We start from the raw sequence: 2,708 nt of genomic DNA on the forward strand, positions 1-2,708 counted from the left end.
TTTGACGTCACGTGCTACCCAACTTTATTGAGAGATTGGAAGATTTTTGCAAATCAACAAAGAAACGTGGGGGAGGCAGCATAAATGCCCCAAAACAGAGAAATCCCCCAACTTTTTAGAGAGAGCCTTGCGACCATGGACATGAGAAGGAGGAGAGGGGCGCACGCCGCGCCGGGCGCAAGTCGGGAGGGGGCGATGTCTCCCGCCCTCCGGGCCTCCGCCCTGGCGCTCGCCGCGTGCTTCGCGCTGCTTTTGTGCTGCACTCTCTTCGTGAGGGCGCTCGACATGGCGGGGATCCCCGCGCCCGCGCCGCTCAACTCGAGCGCCAACCCCGCCAAGGTGGAGGGCAGGGCGGTCGGCCAGACGCTGTCCGTCCGCGGGAACCTGAGCGTCGAGGGGCTTCTGTCCGGGGACCTGCAGGAGGCGCTCAGCCAGAAGGTGGGCGACATGTTCCCCCTGCGCGACGCGGGGCTGCTCGCCTACGGCGGGCTCCAGCGGGGTGTGATAGGCCTGGCCAACCTGGCCTGCGGCTACCCGGTGACGCCGGCGTACTACGGCGCGGCTTACGCCGTTGACTGGGGCAGGGAGGCGGTCGTCCCGATCGCGGCCAAGGTGGACGAAGCCAACCTCGAGGGCATGCGCGCGATGGCCGCCGCGGTGAGCGCCGCGCAGGAGTCGCACCCCCACGTTCGCTTCGTCTACGACCAGCTGTGGGACATGTACTCGAGCGACAAGAACCCCACCTACGCGCTCCAGACGGGCACATACTCCAAGGAGGTCTTCGACGAGAACCTCGGGGGCCTGCTCGACGGGAGGGTGAGCGTCGTGTGGGACCCCATAGCCTCCGAGGAGGAGCTCGACGAGGAGTGGCTCAGGACCGAGCACCACTGGACGCTCGAGAGGGCGCTCGCCTCGTACAGCCGCATCGGCGAGGTGCTCGGCTGGGAGGAGGTCCCCTACGAGGGGGCGGTGAGGGTGAGCGACCGCTGGCACGGGGCCAACGCGCGGCGCGCGCTGTTCCTCGGGTTCTCAGACGAGCTCTGGGACCTGCCGACCGACTTCTCTGGCCTCACCGTCCGCACGGCGGGCGGCGAGGAGGTCCTGCGCGGCGCGCGCGGGCAGCTGGCCGCGGGCGAGGAGCCCGCGAGCTGGGGCGGGCCCTACGACGGCTACGACTCGTGGTACGGGCCCGCCGACGAGCTGGTGTACGAGAACGGGGCTGCGCGCAACGGGCGGACCTGCCTGGTGGTGGGGCTGTCCTACGAGAAGCCCATCGACCCCTACATAGCGCGCAACTACGAGACGACGGTCTGCCTCGACGTGGTCAACGTGGGCAAGGGCAAGCCGCTGTCGGACTACATAGACGAGTACCGGGTCGACGACGTCGTGATCCAGCTGGGGCTCACGAGCTACGAGTCGGTCATGGAGAGGTCCGCGGGCTTCCTCGGGCTGGGCGAGTGAGCCGGCGGCGAGGCTCGCCCCTCGGGGCGCGGAGAGATAGGAGCGGCGCATGAAGGACGGCGCCTTCAAACCAAGGAGGATCATAGTGACCGGCGGCTGCGGCTTCATCGGAAGCAACTTCACCCGCTGGGTCGTGGGCAACACCGGCTGCGACGTCGTGGTGCTCGACAAGCTCACCTACGCCGGCAACTCCGAGAACATCGCGGGCCTGCCCGAGGGCAGGGTGCGCCTCGTCGTGGGCGACGTGTGCGACGCGGACCTGCTCGACGAGCTCGTGCCGGAGGCCGACGCCGTCATGCACTTCGCGGCGGAGTCCCACAACGACAACTCCATCGCGGGCCCCGAGCCCTTCCTCAAGACCAACGTCGAGGGCACCTACCGGCTGCTCGAGGCGTGCAGGAAGCACAACAAACGCCTCCACCACGTCTCCACCGACGAGGTCTACGGGGATTTGGCCCTCGACGACCCGGCGCGGTTCACCGAGGAGACCCCGTACCGTCCGAGCTCGCCGTACTCGTCCACCAAGGCGGCCTCGGACATGCTCGTCCGCGCCTGGCACCGCACCTACGGCGTGCCGGTCACGATATCGAACTGCTCGAACAACTACGGCCCCTACCAGCACGTGGAGAAGTTCATCCCCCGCCAGGTGACCAACTTGATCGACGGGGCGCGCCCCAAGCTCTACGGCGACGGGCGAAACGTCCGCGACTGGATCCACGCCGAGGACCACTCGAGCGCCGTGTGGGCCATCCTCACGCGCGGGCGCGTCGGCGAGACCTACCTCGTCGGCGCCGACGGCGAGAAGAGCAATATAGACGTGCTCCGCGAGGTCCTCAAGGCCTTCGGGCGTCCCGCCGACGACTTCGACTGGGTGCGCGACCGCCCGGGTCACGACCGCCGCTACGCCATCGACTCAACGAAGCTTCGACGCGAGCTCGGCTGGCGTCCCAAGCACACGGACTTCGCCGAGGGCCTGGCCGAGGTCATCGGGTGGTATCGTGACAACGAGAGCTGGTGGCGCCCCGCCAAGGAGGCCACCGAGGCCAGGTACGCAGCGCAGGGACAGTAAAAGCGATAGAAGAGACGCTGTGCTTCGGATCAGAGGAGCTTGATGCAAATGGGGTAAGTCTTAATTCGTGTGGGAATAATAGCCAAAACCTATGTCTGATCAGGTAAAACAAAGCAAATCTAACCCCAAGTCAGCGCTTGGGGGCAAAATAAGGGCGCAACAACCTAAGCCCTTCACA

2 protein-coding genes are annotated in these 2,708 nt (G+C 66.7%); both read left to right on the forward strand.

Going from position 1 to position 2,708, the window contains the following annotated elements; translation table 11 throughout:
- Window positions 1–195 precede the first annotated feature (195 nt).
- Window positions 196–1,461 carry a hypothetical protein gene (locus tag G7Y50_RS11760; RefSeq protein WP_165057095.1) on the forward strand — a complete coding sequence of 422 codons (1,266 nt, stop codon included), beginning with the start codon at window positions 196–198 and terminating at the stop codon, window positions 1,459–1,461.
- Between the two features lie 49 nt (window positions 1,462–1,510).
- Entirely contained in the window at window positions 1,511–2,530 is a 1,020-nt protein-coding gene (gene rfbB / locus G7Y50_RS11765) for a dTDP-glucose 4,6-dehydratase (protein ID WP_165056817.1), read from the forward strand.
- The last annotated feature ends 178 nt before the right edge of the window (window positions 2,531–2,708 follow it).

The sequence above is a fragment of the Adlercreutzia sp. ZJ176 genome, from assembly GCF_011038975.1.
GTDB lineage: Bacteria > Actinomycetota > Coriobacteriia > Coriobacteriales > Eggerthellaceae > CAAEEV01.